17 protein-coding genes are annotated in these 20,369 nt (G+C 32.8%); 2 read left to right on the top strand and 15 right to left on the bottom strand.

Annotated elements, in window-relative coordinates; translation table 11 throughout:
- Window positions 1-184: 184 nt before the first annotated feature.
- A complete protein-coding gene (locus tag JOC49_RS10340; RefSeq protein WP_204664953.1) occupies window positions 185-1,018 on the bottom strand; it encodes a replication initiator protein A in 834 nt (277 codons plus the stop codon).
- Between the two features lie 213 nt (window positions 1,019-1,231).
- Here JOC49_RS10340 and JOC49_RS10335 point away from each other — a divergent pair, with 213 nt between their 5' ends.
- On the top strand, window positions 1,232-1,417 hold the full coding sequence (locus JOC49_RS10335) for a transcriptional regulator (protein WP_204664952.1): 186 nt from the start codon (window positions 1,232-1,234) through the stop codon (window positions 1,415-1,417).
- Window positions 1,418-1,455: 38 nt separating this feature from the next.
- On the top strand, window positions 1,456-2,553 hold the full coding sequence (locus JOC49_RS10330) for a site-specific integrase (protein WP_204664951.1): 1,098 nt from the start codon (window positions 1,456-1,458) through the stop codon (window positions 2,551-2,553).
- Between the two features lie 370 nt (window positions 2,554-2,923).
- On the opposite strand, the gene JOC49_RS10325 is transcribed toward JOC49_RS10330, so the two are convergent.
- The 14 genes from JOC49_RS10325 to JOC49_RS10260 form a co-directional block, all read right to left on the bottom strand.
- Window positions 2,924-3,283 carry a plasmid mobilization protein gene (locus JOC49_RS10325; protein WP_204664950.1) on the bottom strand — a complete coding sequence of 120 codons (360 nt, stop codon included), beginning with the start codon at window positions 3,281-3,283 and terminating at the stop codon, window positions 2,924-2,926.
- A 1-nt stretch (window position 3,284) separates the two neighbouring features.
- Entirely contained in the window at window positions 3,285-4,352 is a 1,068-nt protein-coding gene (locus tag JOC49_RS10320) for a site-specific integrase (RefSeq protein ID WP_204664949.1), read from the bottom strand.
- Entirely contained in the window at window positions 4,349-4,552 is a 204-nt protein-coding gene (locus JOC49_RS10315; protein ID WP_204664948.1) for a helix-turn-helix domain-containing protein, read from the bottom strand. Before JOC49_RS10315 ends, JOC49_RS10320 begins: the two co-directional genes overlap by 4 nt.
- A gap of 161 nt (window positions 4,553-4,713) precedes the next feature.
- A complete protein-coding gene (locus JOC49_RS10310; protein ID WP_204664947.1) occupies window positions 4,714-6,969 on the bottom strand; it encodes an ATP-dependent DNA helicase in 2,256 nt (751 codons plus the stop codon).
- Window positions 6,970-7,478: 509 nt separating this feature from the next.
- Window positions 7,479-7,916, bottom strand: a complete 438-nt coding sequence (locus tag JOC49_RS10305; protein ID WP_204664946.1) for a sigma-70 RNA polymerase sigma factor region 4 domain-containing protein — start codon at window positions 7,914-7,916, stop codon at window positions 7,479-7,481.
- 396 nt (window positions 7,917-8,312) lie between these two features.
- Window positions 8,313-8,858, bottom strand: coding sequence for a hypothetical protein (locus tag JOC49_RS10300; RefSeq protein ID WP_204664945.1), 546 nt, complete (start codon window positions 8,856-8,858; stop codon window positions 8,313-8,315).
- A gap of 152 nt (window positions 8,859-9,010) precedes the next feature.
- Entirely contained in the window at window positions 9,011-9,490 is a 480-nt protein-coding gene (locus tag JOC49_RS10295; protein WP_204664944.1) for a hypothetical protein, read from the bottom strand.
- Entirely contained in the window at window positions 9,474-10,052 is a 579-nt protein-coding gene (locus tag JOC49_RS10290) for a hypothetical protein (RefSeq protein ID WP_204664943.1), read from the bottom strand. Before JOC49_RS10290 ends, JOC49_RS10295 begins: the two co-directional genes overlap by 17 nt.
- A gap of 18 nt (window positions 10,053-10,070) precedes the next feature.
- Entirely contained in the window at window positions 10,071-11,069 is a 999-nt protein-coding gene (locus tag JOC49_RS10285) for a helix-turn-helix transcriptional regulator (protein WP_204664942.1), read from the bottom strand.
- A gap of 17 nt (window positions 11,070-11,086) precedes the next feature.
- Window positions 11,087-15,931 (bottom strand): AAA domain-containing protein, encoded by a 4,845-nt coding sequence (locus tag JOC49_RS10280; protein ID WP_204664941.1) that lies wholly within the window; start codon window positions 15,929-15,931, stop codon window positions 11,087-11,089.
- 13 nt (window positions 15,932-15,944) lie between these two features.
- Window positions 15,945-16,166 (bottom strand): YdbC family protein, encoded by a 222-nt coding sequence (locus JOC49_RS10275; protein WP_204664940.1) that lies wholly within the window; start codon window positions 16,164-16,166, stop codon window positions 15,945-15,947.
- Entirely contained in the window at window positions 16,166-17,917 is a 1,752-nt protein-coding gene (locus tag JOC49_RS10270; protein WP_204664939.1) for a DEAD/DEAH box helicase, read from the bottom strand. Before JOC49_RS10270 ends, JOC49_RS10275 begins: the two co-directional genes overlap by 1 nt.
- Window positions 17,914-18,612: a hypothetical protein gene (locus tag JOC49_RS10265; RefSeq protein ID WP_204664938.1), complete on the bottom strand. Its 699-nt coding sequence runs from the start codon at window positions 18,610-18,612 to the stop codon at window positions 17,914-17,916. The genes JOC49_RS10270 and JOC49_RS10265 overlap by 4 nt, the downstream gene beginning before the upstream one ends.
- A gap of 36 nt (window positions 18,613-18,648) precedes the next feature.
- Complete coding sequence (locus tag JOC49_RS10260; RefSeq protein WP_204664937.1) at window positions 18,649-20,361, bottom strand: Shedu anti-phage system protein SduA domain-containing protein; 1,713 nt, start codon at window positions 20,359-20,361, stop codon at window positions 18,649-18,651.
- Window positions 20,362-20,369 lie beyond the last annotated feature (8 nt).

The raw sequence follows: 20,369 nt of genomic DNA, 5'->3' as shown, positions 1-20,369 counted from the left end.
GTTTTCTAATGGCTAGATTTGCTGTACCATTTTTTCAGAAATGAAAATTTATAAAAAAACTCAAACTACTTATTGACTTTTATTAGCTGGTCTTTAGTTTATTTTGGGATAATGGTTATATTGTAACATATTATTTGCTTTTTGTCAATGCCTCCAACCCGGTATCAAACATTTTTCAGTTCTATTATTTTTTTAGTAGAAGGGCCTCTAGCTCTGCTTCGGTATATTCTCGGTGTTTTTTACACGTATGAGACTTTTTTAAATAATCGTTAGGGCGACTCACAATGCCAATTTTAAAGTCTTTAGCATTCTGAATATTGTAAAGAGTAGCAAGTGCATATCTATTAAAATTATTAATAGGGCTATTCGCTTTTTTGAACCCATCCAGCGCGCGTTTTACAGATTCGTGATCCAATTTACTAAACACAACTTCGGGATCTATTATTTCATTATTTATTTTTAATGACTTTTTTACTTTGAAATAAATGCTAATAATAGCATTTACTGTATTTATTTCCTCATCATCAAAGCTGTCGTAATTAATTTGCTTTTTTATTTCTTCCAAACTCAAAGACGATGTTTTACTAACTAATTTCAGTTTATTAGAGTCAGTATAGTTAGGGCGGAATTTTTCCGATTCTTGACTCGGAGTTTTTTCCGGTTCTTGACTCGGAATTTTTTCGTGTCCGGAATTTAAATTTGGCATTTTTATATAAATTCTATTTGCCTTGTTTAATCCCGTTCTTTTTTCTTCAAAAAGTCCTGCTTCCTCTAGTTCTAAAATAGCTTTTTTTAAAGTTTTGTCAGTTACACCAAGCATTGCCTGCATATTTTTTCTGGTATACACAATATACGTTTCTCCACGCTCATCTTTCCAACCATTTTTCTCACTTAAACTTAAGCGATCTTTTAAAATAGCATAAAGAATCTTTGCATTGTTGGACAGGGAAGAATAATAGGAATCAAACAAGCATCTTGGGAGTTGTAAAAATTGATTTGATATTTTTTGCGCACTCATAAAAAGTCTCCTTTTTGTCTAAAATTTGCTTCAAAATAATGTATTAATATTAAATACGATTAAGCAGATTTATATATTCAAATTTAGATTTTTTTTTTTAAATATTTAAAGCAACTTTTTTTATTAAGTTATATTTAATTATTTTCTTTCGTATTTATAAATAGAACAAAGCAAAGGTGGTTTATAACTACATTTATAAAGGAGGATAAAGCTATGAGTGGGACAAATAAAAGCATTTGCTTTTACAACGCAAAAGATGTGAGTGATATACTTGGTATTTCTCTCACATCAGCATACCGAATAATCAAAAATTTAAACGATAATCTAAAAAAGGATGGGTACATTATAGTTCCCGGTAGAATTAGCAAAAAATATTTTGAAACCAAAGTAATGATGTGATTAATATCACTAATTTATTATTAAAAAAGGAGTACTTTATGCCATCTTACAAAGACAAAGATCGCGGAACCTGGTACTGTTCTTTCTATTACAGCGACTGGATAGGCAACAAGAAAAAGAAAAAAAAGGAAGGGTTCAAAACCCAAAAGGAAGCAAAAACATTTGAACGTGAATTCTTGGAAAGATCCCAAGGATCACCCGACATGACTTTTGGTAACTTAGTGCAGCTTTATATGGAAGATTGTAAATCTCGCTTGAAACCTACCACATATGCAGGGAAGAAATTCTTGATTAACACAAAGCTTCTTCCATACTTCAAAGACATGCCGATCAATAAGATTGAGGCATCTACCATACGAAAGTGGCAAAACGAACTTTTGGATCATGAAAAGAAATATAGTCAGACATACTTGAAAACAGTCCACAATCAGGTTTCAGCTATCTTCAACTTTGCATGTAAATATTACAAGCTGCCCTCCAACCCAGCAAGAATCTGCGGTGCTATGGGAAAAAAGAATGCTGATTCAATGAAATTTTGGACAAAAGAAGAATTCAAGCAGTTTATTCCATTTATTGCAGATAAGCAAATTTCAAAAGTAATCTTTGAGCTGTTGTTTTGGACTGGAATGAGATCAGGGGAATTGCTTGCACTGACACTGGTTGACTTTAATTTCGAAAATAAAACAGTTTCAATCTCAAAAAACTATGCAAGGCATGAAAGGGAAGATCTGATTTTGGAACCCAAAACACCCAAAAGCAAAAGGATTATCACTATACCTGATTTCATTTGTGACATGATCAAGGACTATGTTTCCAAACTATACGACTATGAACCCCATGAACGCTTATTTCCAGTCACAAAATCATATTTGCATAGTGAAATGAATCGTGGTTCCAAGAAAGCAAAAGTGAAACGAATCAGGGTTCACGACCTTAGACATTCACATGCTTCTTTATTAATCGAAATGGGGTTTTCACCGCTACTAATTTCTGAAAGGCTTGGTCATGAAAACATCGAGACCACCCTTCAGACATATTCGCATCTTTACCCCAATAAGCATGGTGAAGTGGCTGATCGATTGGAAGTAATAAATGGTAAAATTGACACCACTGAAACCCCTGAAAATAATGAATAGTACGTTTTTAGTACGGTAACACAAAATAAAACCCTAAAAACCTTTTAAAATTAAGGCTTTCAGGGTTTTTAGTTATCATTCCCACTCGACTAGGAAGATTTATTTCCTACTGCTTTTTATTGATTTTACAGTGTTTTTGGTATCATTTTTACTATTATTATCACTGTTTTTTTCGACTATTATTTAAAATGGAGTCAAAATGGAGTCAAAATTTCATTCGAGGTTTTTCATTTAATCAAGCCAGTACTTTTGATTACGTCAAATAAATCTTGTTATATACTCTCAATTTTAAATGAAGCTGCTATACTTTTCAATGTCAAAATATTAATATTGAAAATGCAAAAGAAGGTACACGAACATCCTACACTGTTCATGTACCTTCTTTTGCATTTTTTAAATACTTCTCATTTTTATCGGCTGTCATTAACTTTTGCAATTCTTCTAATAATATATTGGTTTCTAATATCTTATTAGAAATCTCTTCTTCAATACCTGAGTTTAAAGAATCTCTTAATACTTCAGAAAGCTTTTTAATTGCCAAAGCCAACTTATCACTTTTAAACTTTCCTACGGCGATGTTTATATCTCCGTTCAATGCCATTGAACGGAGATAATCGCCTTTTACTTCACCGGTTATTTTTACCCTTTGAACAATACGAATATCTTCTTCTTCAGTAACTCTAAAAGCTATGGTTTTAGGTCTATACCGATTTTTATTGGGACATGCCATCTTATACCAGCTCCTTCTTATATTCTTGATCTAATTTGTTTGCAATTTCTGCTTGCTTATTTGGATACAAATGAACATAAGTATTCAATGTTGTTTCTACTTTTTCATGGCCCAGTCTTTCTGCAATGGCTACTGGTGTAAAGCCCAATTCAATTAAATGGCTACAATGACTGTGTCTCAAATCATGTAAGCGAATTTTTTTGACACCACTTTCCTTAACGCCACGCTTCATTTCATTTGTTAAGTAGCCTTTTGTGAATTTAAAAATTCGATCATCATCGCTCAAATCATAGAGTGTCTTAAAGTAATCCAAATAATCGGCTATAAGAAAATCTGGAATACTTATAACACGTCTACTTTTAGGGGTTTTAGGCTCAGTGATTACATCTCTCTTATCAAATCGTTGATAGGATTTTGTTACAGAAATAGTCTTTTTGTTAATATCAACATCTGCCTTAGTTAATGCCAGTAACTCGCCAATTCTCATACCAGTCCAATATAGAGTCATAAATGCAATATGTGACTGATGTTTATCCATAATCGCTTCAACAAACTGATCAAACTCCTCTTTTGTCCAAAACTGCATATCTTCAGCATTACTTTTTCCCATACTGCCTGCTTTTTTACATGGATTACTTTTCAACTCATAGAACCTAACGGCATGATTTAAAATTGCACTTAATTGATTATTAATCGTTTTTAGGTAAGTCTCTGAATATCCTTCTTTTATTAATTCATTTTGCCATTTTCTTATATGAGCTGCTTTAATGTCACTCACTCGCATACTTCCAAAAAAGGGCAACAACTTTAGATTTATGATATATTGTTTTGTTCTTAACGTATGTTCTTTGATTCTAGTACCGATATCTTCATAATACACTTCAATAAAATCAGAAAACTTCATCGTAAAATCTGCTTGCTTTTGAGCCAAGAAACTCATAGCCCATTCTTCAGCTTCTCTTTTCGTTTTAAAGCCACGTTTTGTTGATCTTTTTCTAACACCCTGCCAATCATTATAGGCGTAATCTACATTCCATTTTCCTGTATTAGGATCTTTTGATGCTTTCATTGGTTCCCTCCTGTCGTACTGTATCCATAATATTTTTCTTCAAAATATTTAATTGGTAATTTTCCTGCCAGCACAATAAAGCCTTTAGTTGAAAGCTCTTTGTTTAATTGCCTAATAATTCTATAACTTGTGCTCACACTAATACCTAATAATTGTGAAACTTCCTCTGCAGTGTAATAAATTTTTTTTACTTCATTCATATGTTCTTCTTCCTTTCAAGTTATGAGTTCAAAAATACTGAATTCAATTCCATCAAAGGAATAGCGTATTTATGATTCCATACTATCCCTCTAGAAAAAAATGCTCAATATTTCGCTTATTTTATTTTTGTGTACAGTGTACAATTACTTTTTTAGACTTCCTATTCAAAATAGCTTTTTGCCTTCTTTTCATTTAGAAATGCTTGAATATCTTCAATGTTCTCTGCCCTTCTGCATTCAGGCAATGCATGTAAAACATCTTGATGATACCGACCAGTGTCACCGGCTCTAGCATCTAATATTGAAATAACACCAGTATCCGTTTCACTTCTTATCAACCTGCCAACACCTTGTCGTAATTTTATAAGCATTTTAGGAATCAAAACCGATTTAAGATATTCATTTATATCTGGGTACAATGACTTCTCATAATCGCTTATTGGATCAGGTATTGGAAAAGGTAGCTTCACAATAATTAAATGAGATAAAACATCCCCTGGTATATTTACACCTTCCCACATGCTTCCAGTTGCAAATAAAATAGCATTTTTACTTTCCTTAAATTCATCAATGGCTGTATTTCTCCCACGATTCATTGCTATGATCTGTCGGTTGGGATGCTCTTTTTTAATCTTCTGAAATATGAGTCGCAATGGCTTATAAGATGTGAATAAGACCAACGCATGTCCATTGGATGCAGTAATTAGACTTGATATTTCTTCTCCCATCATTTGAATGTAAGCTTCATCATCAACATTTGGAAAAGGCATTTTTTTTGCTATATAAAGCATGCAATTCTCTTTAAAATGATAAGGTGATAATTTAGTAAGTTCATTAATCTTCCAATCACTTAAAACACTCATGCCAAGTTGATGTTTGATATAACTGAAATCTCCATCCACAGCTAAAGTTCCTGATGTTAAAATCATGGACCTTTTATCTGTCCAAAGGTCTTCTCCTAATTCTTTACTGATGACTTCAGGAATAGATGCCAGCATTCGTTGCCCCTTAGCTTTGGGATTTTCCATCCAATAGATATTTGTTTCTAATAGAAAAACGTTCAAGCCATCCAAAACAGCTTTAATGTCAATCTGAAATTGCCTTTCTGTATAAGTCATCTTCTGACTGATTTCATGAATGTTGAATACCATTTTCCTTAAAAGTGTTCTAATCCTTGAAGTGATTATTGTTGGAAATTTTTCTGTATCCTCAGAAAATGCATCATTGGGTATTTGATCAGCTAAGACATCAAACAACATTTGGTTAAGCGCCATGACCTCACTCGATAAATTCTTTAAGTCATTTTGGCTCTTCTTTTTCACATTTGCAGGTGATATCTTTTTCATCAAGTTATTAATCTCATGTTCATTAATTGTTGTTCCATACATCTGGTTTGCAGCATCCATTAACTTATGTGCTTCATCTATAATGACTGTTTGATAATCTGGCAATAACGATCTTCGACCATCTTTTCTCTTTAAGATGTCTGCCAAGTAATAATTATGGTTGCATATTTGAAAGTGATAGGTGCTTTTTCTCGCTTGTTTCATAAACTGTTGAAAAGCACATGTTTTAAACTTGCTGCACTTCATACACTGGCTGCTTTTGACGTTGATTTTTCTTTTATCATAACCACTGATGTCTTCAGCATCAGCAAGGTCAATGTTTTTACTTTGAATTAAATTTTGTAGCCCTATATATTCACTTGAGCGTTTACGCTTGGGATCTAGTGACTGAAAATAATCCTTTAATCGATTTTCACAAACATAGTTCTCTTTACCTTTTCTAAGTACACATGTGATTGGTGATGGGATAATACCATTCTCTATCAGCATTTTAGAAATCTCAGGTATGTACTCTTTTATTATTGAGCGTTGTAATTCAATACTGGATGTGGTGATCACAATTGGAGTTTGCTTATAAAAGCGATCCTTTCTAGCAAAAGTACCATGTACAATTGCCGCAATTAGATAAGCGTGAGTTTTTCCAAGACCAACAGCAATGTCACTTAAGGATATCTTCAAGTCTTTCATGTTTTCATATATATGCTTTGATAACTCAACCTGATCTTCTCTTACAACGAAACCATACTTTGGAAAGATATCCCTGAAGATAAGATCAATCATCTCAGAGCCATCTGAGGCTTGTTTCATATCATAAAAAGATAAGGCTTTGATTTTATCAATAACACAATCATAATCTTGCTTTATTAGCTCCTGTCGTTTGTAGAATAAATACTTTTGGTCCCCTGTAACATAATTGACCGCTCGATAGGTGTAATTCTTTCCGGTAAAGCTCTGAACTAAAATACAGTCTTTTATAATGAATACGCCTGTCGAATTATCCATGACCATTTTTTCAGCGATTACTTTCTCTAAAATGTCTTTTGTATCTAAATTTACATGTATGTTATCCATCATTTCTCCTTCAGTTAAGTTTGTTTCACTTAACAGCACAAACCTAGAACCAAGCCAAGACAACTTCGTTACACGTTTGTACTGTTAAGTGATTCTTTTAAAATTTAGTTAATAAATATTTTAGGCGGTCAATGGTCATTGACCTCATAGAAGCAACCTATGCCATTGGCTTCCAGGCAAAGGCTGTATTCTCCTGATCATTTTGTCAGGCTACCATCCATAGGATTCTTAGGACTTGGTAGAAGTATCGTTCAAATTTTCCCTTGTGGGTCATGGCGAATTATCTAAACCACTAGATAATTTAAAGCCGGATGTTATCGCTCTGGAACCTCCGTCATGGCGCATCCGCTTAGTCGCTTTCCTCTCGGTCACAAGGTAACGTACCTAAAATATTGAATATGAGTAAAATATTCATTACTATTTGTCAAAGTTCATAGGGATATAAAAGACCCCTTCACTCTTAAGCCGAAAAGCGAGGGGGTCTGGTCTATTAATTTGAAAAACTTTTTTTAAAAATTTAACTGATTCCTTATTCTTTCAAGCGCTCGATTCTTTCTGAAATGAAGCGCAGTCTTTGAAATTACTAAATCATTAGCTACTTCACGTTCAGTCTTTCCATAAAAAAACAGCTCTTGTATTAGCGATTGATCTTCTTCGTCCAAATAAGATAACGCTTCAAGAACTGCTTCGATATAAATGTTTTTTATGGCTTTATCGCTTACATCAAGTTCATCATCGCCAATGATTTCATCGGCTGTATATGAAAAACTACTGATATCACTGAATGTTTTAACGCCTTTCTTGATATCCCTTTCTTCTAAATACCGTTCACGTCTATCCATTTGGTAATACACTTCATAAATCTCTTTTGTCGTTTCATAATACTTTCCATCCACAGGAATATAGTATCTCTTTTGTTCTTTGCTTTTTTCTTCTGATTCTTTCATGATCAGTACCTCCTATTTTGTAGTTAGTGAAATGTTCTTTACAAAATAAAAAGTTACGGACCACGAATCCAACTTACATACCCTTGATTCATTGCTAGTTCCTCCTTGTTTGAAGGCAATAAAAAAACCACACATAACTGTGCAGCTCACTAAATGCCTCCAATACAATTTATTTGGAGTCACTATTCAATTTTTATCACCATAATTCTGGGCATAAAGAAAGCCCCTGAGGATGAAATCACTTCATCTTCAGGGGCTTCAACTCAAAGTTTTCCCAGTATGGTTATTATATCAGTCACAAAATACCGTGTCAGTACCAGACAAGTTCCTATTTAGTCCTGATTGAGTCCCATTTATGTATCACTTAGGTGTCAACTTAGTCTCAAAACAGTATCATCATTGTTCTTGTGATTTTTTTATGTCAGGAATCACAAATCCCCATAAGATTACACCTAAAAGTGTAACTGCCTTTTTCTTGTCTCGAAAGAACGTAGATCTTGATATATTCATGCTTTCAAGTATTTCGCTTTCGCTATATTTCACAAACACTAAGTAAGATTTACTCAATATCTCATAATACTTCTCGCCGTCATTAGGATAATTCTTCAAGAGGACCAATGCTCTATCAATCAGTTCTAAAATACTTTTGCTGTCCTCAATACTTTGTAGGCGACTTTCGATTCTCGCCTTATCCACTCTTGGATCAACATCAATTAACGTATCGACAACATCAAAAAGTCTGCTGCCGCTAGACAGATAACACTCTGCCTCCATTTCCATAATTGAGTTGCTCATTCGCCACATGACTTTTGAGTACAATTTCAATAGGAGTTTTGTATTATGATACATTTTGTCACTATACAATGCTTCAAAATTATAAATCTTACCTAAGTCTTCGATAGATTTCTGTTTTTCATCTTTTTCCTTCACTTTCTCCAACATTATCACCTTCACACTCTCATTTTTAATTCATACACTTCCAACTTTCTAATTCGTAGATTTTAGGGCCAGGGAAAGGGCTTATCTATATTTTATATCGAACGTATGTTCGGTGTCAATGTAAAAAAGAGAACAGTCCAAATAATCGGACAGTTCTACTTAAGCTTGTAATTCCAATATTCCACATACTCTTCAAACCCCTCAATCATAAAAGGTATATGCTGTTCCATACGAACAACATAAGCTTTTAATTTCTCTAGGCCATTCTGATTAGCTTTCATTAACCTATGATGCCCATCAATCAAATTATATCCCCTTGAATAGTAATCCTTTGAGATGGGAGGATAGCCATGATGCAGACGATCAGGAGCAATCTCAGCCAATATAACCGGCCTATTTAAATCAGCAGCTTCGACATACTCAGGATTTAAAACTTCATTGCAGAAATGTTTATGATATTCATTTACATCAATCTCATCAATTTGAAATTCTACAGAATTTTCCTCAATATATTCTATAAGTTTTGTGATATGAAACTTAAAAATTCCATTCGGAAAGAACTCATCTCCAGGTTTTAAGTCTATTTTATCTCTAACGATCTTATTACTTAATATTCGCTTATTTTTCTTTTTCATTTATATCACCATATAAAATATTTTCAATTTTACTCCAGTTGTTAAGATACTTACTGAAGTTTCTGTCTTCATTTTCAATAACAAAATCGTCTAAAAGATTACCTAAATCAGTTTTCTTCAATCCCCTTGTTTCAATACACTGATTCTTCTTAGAAACCCATAAATAAGTTGTTAAGCTTTTCTTATCACTCCCGTGTATTGCTACTAATCTCTCATAAAGTTCTTTTGGTTCAATTATTATAAATTCGATGTCCTTATTACTGAAACTATATGGTGCAATTATCCAAAATTCTGCAGTTGATGATAGAATTTTTTCTGGATTTAATGTCCACCATCCACATGCAGAAAGCTTCTCATGGTATACTGCGTCCATCTCAGGTAAAAAGTCTTTAGAAAATTTCACCTGAATAGAAACATTTTTTCTTCTATCTTTTTTATTCGTTATCAATAAATCTACGCCTGTATCTTTTGCTGGAATCCATAATTCACAATCTTTAAAATGCTTTTCTATATAAGTCCCAACAAGGTATTCACCTGCGTGTATTGTAAATATTGGTTTCATAATTAATCTCCGTTAATTTCAAATAGTGTTCTCTGTGTACAATGACATAACATTTTGGCAATGCCTAATGAACATCTCTGCAACACCTTTTGGTTCTATAATTTTTACTTTATCACCGAACATATATACCCACCCGAGAAATGTCGGAGTAACTGCAATTTCAACGTTTATAATGAACTTCCCATCTGGCTGCTTTTGTAATGCAATCGTTTTTCCAAACTTATCTATAACTACATTTACCAATGTATCATCAAACAATAACTTTACCTTTTGGGTTTCACCTAAGAAATTATTAAATACGATCTTTGAATAATCAGAAATTTCGAGGTCTACAAAACCATTAGTTTTTAGCCTTGTTTCATCGCATATTTCAACTTTATCCATTCTATCAACCCTAAAATTACTAATATCATCATACTTAGGGTGGTGGGCTTGCATATAGTAATTATCTTCATTCCATATTAGCGCATATGGACTCACTTTGTACCAGTCACCTTCATTTCTAAAAATGATGTCCTTATCAGTGTTGAAATCAAAATACTTAAACCTTATTTGCTTGTCTTTATCAATCGCCTTGTGAATTTCATCAATATTATAATAAATGCTTTCGTTGATTGTCTTAGCTCGATCTGCAACTATTACTTGGCGCTGAAGTTCTTTTGCTTCATAAATATTTGTAAGTCGTTCAATTTTCTTAATCAGAATTTCACTTTTTTTATGTGTTATGAACTTTGAAGCCTGCACTGCATCAACCAGCAATTTTAGCTCAGGTAACTCAAAGTCACGGGTTCCTACAAAATATTTATTAGTCCTTCCTTTTTCGCAAATAATATCCATACCAAATGATGTCAATATTTCAATATCCGAATATATGGATTTCCGTTCTGCGGTTATTCCATAATGGGCCAACTCTTCAATCAAATCATAAACAGTCAGGGGATTATCTTCATTTGATTTTTCTTTCAGTATTTTCATAATATAGAGTATCTTGTGCTTTATCTGTGAATTACTACTCATTACAATCCCCCTCAAGGTTACTTCTTATTCCTAAAATCAAACTTTGGTTTAGATAATCCTTTGTCAGAACTTTCGTTTATGGATTCTTTGCTGCTTACTATAGTTTTTACTGGTCCTGTTTTATTTCTAAAATCGAACAAAGGTTTATCCCTTCCAACATTAATGCTGTCAGTATGTTCTGATACTATAGCTTTTGCCTCAATTATACTTGGGATTTCTTCTACTATTGAAACATCATTTACTTCAGAAGTTGATTCCTCCAAAGCATCTGTTCTAGTTTCAATGATTATTTCTTCTTGATAATCCTTTTCTTCTAGACTTGAAACAATTGGATTAACTATTTCTATTTCTTCATTAGCTTCACTTGAATCACATGCAATTAAAACCTCTGTATTATCATCATTTGATTCATAAGTAAATTTAGGTGATTCTTTAATTTCTCCACGATAGATTGCTGCCTTATTCTTTAAACTATTAATCAATGAATTGCTCTCAATCAATAAATCTTCTGCTTGTTCAAAAGTTGGATATATCCCTTCTTTTTCAAGATTAGTAAGGACATTTAGCATTGTGGTTTCTGGATTCCTATAGTATTCACTTCCTCTTATTCTGATAAATCGCCAACCCAATCTCTCAAGAATTGCCTGTCTTGCCATATCATTTTCAAGATTGTCTATTGTATGGAACCTTTCACCATCGCATTCTAGAGCTACTTTTTTATCCAGATATTGAAGAACCATATCAATTCTATATGCTCCAACTTTGTATTGGGGAATAATTTTATAATTTCTATCAAGAAGGTATTTCATAACATCCATCTCAAATGGCGACTCACTTAGTGCTAGAATTCCTTCTTGATCTTTCTGAGGATTCATAGCATATTTGATTAACTTAAGTCTTAGGTCATCTGGTTTAAGATCTATCTCTGGATTGAGTGAATGTACAACCCATAACTGATTTCTTGCTCTGCTGACTGCAACATTATAACGCTTTCTATATTTATCATTATTTCCATCTTCACTCAGAAGTCTTAGTGGACCACCTTTTTCATTTGGGCTATCAACAAGACTAAGTATAATGACATCTCTTTCATCTCCCTGGAATTGCGGAGGTGTGCCACATTGAATTCTGCGTTCCTCATAGATAACCGGATCAATTATTGATTGAAGTCTTCTTTCTATCTCAGCACTTTGCTCACTCCCCAGCATTGAGATTACACCAATAGTCTGATCCTTATATTCTTCTTGCTCAATCATTGCTTGAATAATTGACACGATATGCTCGACTTCTGCTTCATTAACTTTTTTATTATTCTTATTTCCGTTTGGAACTCTATACTCTAACACTGAAGGCGTAATTAATACATTTGAAGCATCTCTAAGCGGCTTAATTCGTCCATTGTATGAAAGACTGTTGCTGAACTCAATTATCTCGGGTAGACATCTAAAATGCTCTGTTAACATCAATGGTTTAAATCCAGATGACTTAGCCATATCATATAAGGATGTCAATCCATTGTATAAATGGTTATTTGGTATGCGTTCTAAGTGCTGTGCTACCAAGGCATTAACTTCTTCAGTTTTTACTCCAAATGAATCTGGACTCACCTGCTCATCATCACCCACAATGATTACTTTTTTAGCTAGATAAAGTGCTGATAGTGCAAGGATGTTTGCCTGGCTGGCTTCATCGATTATGATTACATCAAATTTATTATTTCTTGGATCAAAATTCTCTACAACTCTATTAAGTGGCATAATCCACACGGGAATAGCCGTTTGACAAAGCGGCATTAGCTCTCTGGCTTTCGCCCTTAACATCGGTGCATTTTTACCAGTACCTTTGCCAATTTGTTTTATAGTACTTCTCCACCCCTGTAAAGCTTGATTTTGCTTATCGGTTTGATTCTTGATTTTTTCATACCACGCTTTTTCATATGCCAAAGACCTAGCGTTCTCTAAAAGAGCATTGGTATTGTCTTCAAGTTGCTTTTGAATTTTTTCAGGATCAACTTCATCTAAGCGCTCAATTTGATTTCTGAGCTGAAAATGCTTCCATGCATCAGCAAAATTGTCAGGTGTTTTATTTCCAGAGTGTCTTCCTTCACGCTTATCAATTTCTTCAGCAAGATGCGGAGAGATATTTCTGATACTAGCAATCAATGACTTTCTTCTTGAAACAATTTCACTCTTTTGGATTAATGACCTTAGTTCATTATATTTTATTTCATATGACTCTTGATCCTCATTCTGTACAGCTACAAGCAAATCTTGAATATATGGATTTGCTGCAGCATATAACCCTAACATCTTTTGATAGCCAAGAACCTTATTATTCAGCACGATCAATCGCTCATTATTAAGATCTAGTTCAATCAAATCAGAAACTTTCGTTAAACTACTTTTTACAATTTCAATATCAGCTATTGAAGAAATACCTATCAATTTTTCCCCAGATAATAATATAATCTTCTCATTTATTTCATCAAAATATCTCTCACAGTCAGCTTTATACCAGCTAAGCGCTTCAATAATTCGTTCTTTGTATTGTCTTATTTTATTTTCAAAATCTTCAAGCATGGAACTATCTAGGTCTACTATACCTAGGAGTAGTTTCTCTACTTGCCTAAAGATTTCTTTCTTCTCAATTTCATAGGAAATAAGCTCATAAGCTTTTATGAACTCATCACGGGTTTCAATATTCTTTCCATTAACGATGATTGCATCTTTAACTTTTTTCCAATCAGTTTTTGCTAAAAAACCAATAGGTTTTTCTTTTCTTGAATCAATGATGTCCTTTATTAAGGATAAACAGGATCTATTAATCAGTGCTTCATTAATGTCAAAATCATCATTCAGCTTTATTTTTTGATAACTCTCATAGTTCTTTTCAATTTTATTTATTCTGTTTATTGGTTCATCCCATAATCTAGGATATGTTGGATCTTCAACAGTTTTTTTAATAATTTCAAATTCAAGATTTGATGACCCATTCAGCTTATTGCTTAATCTCTTTGAACGATTTAAAAGTTCCTCTTTTGCAAGTATATCTGCAGTGAGCTCAACTTCCTTTAATATGTCAGCTTCTTTTAGTTTGCTCTTCAATTCCTTAGTTTCTTCAACAATTTCAGTATATTCTTCTGGTGTAAATAAAGATTCTAAATCAGGATAGTCCTGAGCAAGAAGCATTTCTTCTTCCCTGCTTACTTGATCATTTGATGAGTAAATATATTCAAGTTCATCAAATGACAGTGGGAAAGCTATTTCGTCATTGTTACTTTTCCCGTCAATATAATCATATTGACCAATTCCTTTATTCAGAAACTTTGCAGCATCTATAGGTGAAATTGTCTTATTGTCATAAATCAAATCTTTGTATTCTAATGATCTAACTCGAATAAGTTCTTCAGTTAAATTTCTTGATTCCCTTGTTAGATTCTCACGATTTTGCTCAAGTCTCCTAATTTTCTCTTCGGATGTATGTAAATCTAAAGAAGTACTTTTTGAAGCAATTTCATTTATCGCTTCATCCATTTCCTTTTTCTGAGAAGTTGAACTTAATAAGCTGATGCATAAGCTCTGCAGGTTAACTTCAGAATTGTATTTATCTTTATATACTTTTTCTTTAAGTACAGAAAGTGCCTTTTCTGTATGACTTGTAACCAAGACACTGCTGCCTTGGCTTAAGAGATGGCCTATTAAATTTGCTATTGTATGAGTCTTACCTGTACCAGGAGGTCCCTGAACAAGAACTGCACCATATTTATCTAAGTATTTTATGATTCTTAACTGTTCATTGTTTGCCGGTAGTGTTAGTAGGACATCTTTATCAATGCCATTATAGTTCCAATTCTTCTCTACGATTTCAACTTGAGGTTTATCTTTATATACACCGGTCATGGTCCCAAAGAAGTCTGGAAGCGGTGTTTCTGCTTTTTCTGATATATCTTCAATAACACTCTCTATAAAATTTGAGAATCCTAAGGTTCTTTTTCGCAGAAATAACATAGGTGCAGAATGAATCTTTGCAGTATTATTGATTGGCGTAGCTTCATCAACATACGTGCCACTTATGTCTATCACGTTTATGATTCTCTTAAACAGAGCGCTAGTGTCCTCATAATTTGCAATATCATATTCACCTTGATCAATATCTAGAATAATATCCGAAAGCATTTTTTGATTAATTGTCGGTATTACTCTAAGCATTGGTGTATATAAGTCAGATTTCTTTTCTTCACAGGAAATCTTGAACAATGGTACATGGGCATCAAAATATAATTGAACCTTTTGCAGAAGTACTGGATGATCAAGCACTCTATCAGATGTGTACCAGCGTATATGCCCATCACCTAGTATGAGTTCAACACTCTCAGAGTCTTTTTTCATTTCTGAATAGAGCTGAAATAAATCATTGTATAGTCTAAGTCCTTTTTCTTTGGGAAGTTCAGACTCTCTCCAACCCTTTCTGCTTTTAATCCAATCTTCAAACACTTCCACCCTAGAAGGATCTTCATTAAAAAGCTCATCAAAATAAACTAGGTTTCCTTCTTCATCGGTACTTTCTCTTGAAATATTCTCTTTAACATTGATAGTTTCAAGACTTAGTTTTTTCCAATCATTTTGAATCCATTCAATTAATAATTCATGAGGTTTAGGGCATGGCAAAAGAGTGGGTCTTTTTACTTCAAAATACACATTCTCATCCATTTCATGACCGAGAAATACAGACTTTATTTCATCGATTACAGGAATATCTGTAAAACTTAAGTTCCACTTTTGCTTATCAATTTCAGTAATGACTGGATTCGATAATTCGTTAAATTCTTTAAGGAAATTGAAAACATTTAAAATTTCTGCCATACCCTTCACCATCCTAAAGTTCTATTGCATTTAAAACTTCTTTTAGATTTCTTATTTCATCATCAGTTAAAGTAGCGCCCTTACCCATTTTGCCATCTTCATGATGCCAATCTCTAAGATCATATTTAGGTGCTCTATCATTCCAACTTACTTTATTAAGCTCTTTTGTCCAACCTTTATTGTTTTCAGATAGAACAGCAATTCTTTCAGTGATCTCATATTTAAATTCTGCCATTATTTTTCCTCACTTTCTTTATCCCAATAATTTTTAAATCTCATGAAAGTTTGTTGCTTTCCAAGATTGCTAATATTGTCAGAGAAATCTATCACGTTACATTCTTCGGTTCCACCAAACCTTGGACCACGTATTCCTCTTCCAACAATTTGTTCGTAAAGAATTTCACTATTAATTGGTCTGCAAATAACAATATTTTGAGTTTTAGGAGCATCAAAGCCTGTTGTAAGCACGCCAAAATTAAAAAGAAATTCAATCCCACCTGATGTAAATTCTTTGATTAGCATTCTTCTTTCAGCTTTATTTGTATTAGAATCTATAAATGCTGACTTCCTATTAAAAGAATTCATCATTGCAGATAAAAACTTCGCATGCTCTACAGTACATGCATAAACTAATGTTGGTTTGTTCTCTTTAATTTTTAGCAAACGTTCAATTATCAACTTGTTTCTTGCTGAATCATTTGCATGCTCTTTTAAAAATGCTTGTGTATATTCAGCATTTATTTTACTTAATTCTTCAAGTTCATCATCACTTAATTGATATTCTATTCCAGTTTTATATACGATATGATTAACTTTTGAAAGGTAACCCTCATCTTTAAAATAATTCAAGGGATTTTCGCAATATTTTGGATTATCACTAAAATTTGGAGTTATTAACTCTGCGTGGAATCTACTAACTAATTTATGAACATCATTTTGAGCTGCTAAAGCATTTCTTCCTGGAGTTGCAGAAAGTCCACATATCGAGAAGAGTCTTCCCTCTGTTGCTTTTTCTGCAAGTTCAAATAAAGTATCATACATCATTGTTGATGCTCTATGAGCTTCATCAATGATTAGGGCTTTAGTATTTTTTAGAATTTCCACAATATTATCGTCTTTATTTAATATCCCATAATATAACTTATTTATGCTTGCAACAACAACGCCACCCGTCAATTTATCTTCAGGAAAGTTGCCATATTTTGAAAAGAATCTATATACTTTTAATGGGAGTACAAACTCTCTATCCCTCCACATATCTTCAACACAACTTATACTCTGTTCGCAGAGCTCCTCACTTTGTGCAAGCCATATAAGATATTTTCCATCATCGAAACTACTCTCCATCCAATCTAAAAATGCTTCTACAGCGACTCTTGTCTTACCACCGCCTGTTGGTAACGAAATCATACATCTACTTCTATCATCTCTTTGTTCTAGTATGTTCTTAAGTTCATCTCTAATTATTATCTGATATGGCACAAGTTCAGGTGTCTTTCTTCGAGGCTCAATTATTTCTATGGAATTCTTTTGATTTTCTTTTTCAGTCTGTATACCAGCAAAGATTAATGGAAAACCTGTGGTTCTTACAAAATCTTTAGCCCACATTTTACCTGAATGCCATCTTTTTTCTGACAACGGTTTTCTCATATAACTTGCAGTTGTTATATTATTTCCATTTGAAGGATATTTCTCATATAACTTTATAATCTCATCATCACTTAGCGAATCTAGAATCTTCTTTCGTAATAATCTAGTATTATTATCGCTTCCTGAAAGCAACCCAACTCCTTCAGTTATAATAATCATCCTACATAAAGATTTTTTATCAAACGATTCTTGTTTCATTTCTTTAAGTATGTAGTCAGCCTGAGACTTTACCTGTTTACCAATAAATTCATTTAAGAATCTAGTGGATATTTTGTACTTGTTTATGAGTAAATCAACCGCTATATCAATTTCTTTATCAGTTAAAGTTGCTCTCAATTTTCCTCCTTCAGATTTGTGTAGTCTGCTCTGAAATAGACTTTGAAATCACTAATCTTGAAACCAAATTCTTTCAACATTTTTATTATTAAATTTCTAACAGAATTGCTACTTTGATTCAATTCAATATAAATTTCATCATTCACCGATCCAGGTTTTCTCAACACTGAATTTGTCACGGAAAAATACTTATTCTTTTTTCCATTCATATGCTCAAGATTTTCAAAACCCAGTAATCTTTCTTTATCTAGCTTTAGGAATATTTCACAGGTCTTTATTAGCATTTGCTGCCAACTAGTAACCTCAACAACTTTTTTATCGTTAATTTTAAAGCCATATGGTCTAACATGTGTGAAATTTTCATATAAGGAATGTTCTATGTTAGTATCCACAGTATACTTTTCATATTCAGGGAGCATTTTGTTTCCATCTGAATTATCGGCTGCGGATTCTATTTCTAGTATGGACAATACATTTAAAATATTCTGCTCATATTTATAAAGACTTTCTGCAATAGAAGCCAGACTATTCACCTCTTCAAAATTCCTTTCATTAATATTCTTAGATGCTTTTAATCCAATTTCATTTATTATTTCACTTAGGACCGTTTGAACAAGTTCAAGGCTAGAATATAGGTCAATTGCTTTATTGGGAAATATTGATTTAATTTTCTCAACTAAATTTTCATTTATCATTAGACTTTGTCCTCCTTCAAGATTTGAATACATTGATTAACTGTTATCAACAATGAATTTAGCTCTTTCGTATAGCTCGTCAAATGTTATGATTTCTACATCCTTTTGATTGTTCCTGAAAATTTCAAACGATCTTAATTTCCCTTTATTGACACCATTTTCACTTCTAAATTGATCCAAGTGTCCTACTATTAAAAATGACTTTGGTTTATAATTATACAACTCTTCCCCCGTTGGATTTCCATCTTCATCATCCATCTTTAGTTGTCCATAGATATTGTTTAATGCATCATCTACTGTTATTCTAACTTGTGCAATTCCCCCCGTAATTTCTTTTGACTGTCCCCAGCATCCGCTTCGATATTGGGATTTCTCTAGCAACTCGGTATTATGTGTCTTAATTTCTACAAAACAAAGATTTGATATCGCTCCTTTCGTTTTCATTACAGCATCTGCTCTTTTACCGCTAGATGAAAAATCATATCCTTTTACAACTTGCTCAAGTTTCTTATTATCTAAATTACTCATAAAAATGTAACCAAGTCCATAACCAAATATCCATGGATTTTTCTCAAAGAAATTTTGCCATACTGCTTCTGATGAGCTCAGTATTTTTTTCTGTTTCTCAAAATAAGAATCATTATTTAGTAATTTATTAAATTCGTTTAGTTGGTTTCTTCTGTAGCCGATTGTTATTAAATCTTCGTTTCTCAACTCCGACTTAATTACAGATTTTATAACCTCTTCGTTGTCTACAACTAACTCAAATAATTTTTCATTACTTAAACTTGTTTCATCCTGACCGGAAGGTGCTTTCATTCTTTTACTACTGTTTTTATTTTTATCAATTAATACTACTTCATTAGATTTCGCTTCATTTAGGATTGCAGTAGAATGAGTTGCTAGAATAACTTGAGCACCTAAATTTCTAATCATTTCAATTAACTTTTTTTGCAAATCAGAATGTAAATAAATATCTGGCTCATCAAGTACCAATACAGAATAATCATCACATCTTGTGATATATGATAAAATTTGACACCAAATTTGAAATCCGTAGCCAACCCAATAAATTTCTCTTGTTATAGAGTCTTCTCTACAATACATAGTAATTCTGTTATCCATGTAATTATACTCCGGTTTTTCGATCTCCATTCCTATCCAAGTAGTCTTTACTAAATTTGCAAACTCATTGAAACGCGAGTCATCAAGTAACCAATTATTTCTAAAATGTCTTGACGCTCTCTGAGTTCCCATTCCATTTATAATAGTTTGTTCTTTAACTTTTTTTTCATCGTCTTCTATTGGTCCTAAAACTGGAATCTGTAGTATGTTAACTGGGAAATAATATCTAAATTTCTTTGGATCATTTATCTCATTACCTTCTATATCAGTAGTAAAGCTGCAGGAACCCGCTTCAGGAAAATGAAGAATTAACTTTGCATTGTTTTCAAATATAAATTCCACGTATGAATCTTCTTCATCATGGTAATCATTTTGAATACTCTCTAGCGAAACTGGTAACTTCGATTTTGGTATGTCATAAACATAATTCTTGTTTTTATGCTCCTTAACACTCGGTTTATTCTTACTCCCGTATAGTAATGCAACAGAAAGTAATCTAAGAGTAGTAATAACCGTAGTCTTTCCAGAATTATTACTCCCAATAAGAATATTCATATCAGACAAATTAACTCTAAAATTCTTAAATGCTTTAAAATTTTTTATATGAATACTATCTAGTTGCATCTTACCTC

This window comes from Fusibacter tunisiensis (genome assembly GCF_016908355.1).
In the GTDB taxonomy this organism is placed as follows: Bacteria; Bacillota; Clostridia; order Peptostreptococcales; family Acidaminobacteraceae; genus Fusibacter_D; species Fusibacter_D tunisiensis.
The sequence above is the reverse complement of the archived record's forward strand: the minus strand, read 5'-3'. Positions and strand labels throughout refer to the sequence as shown.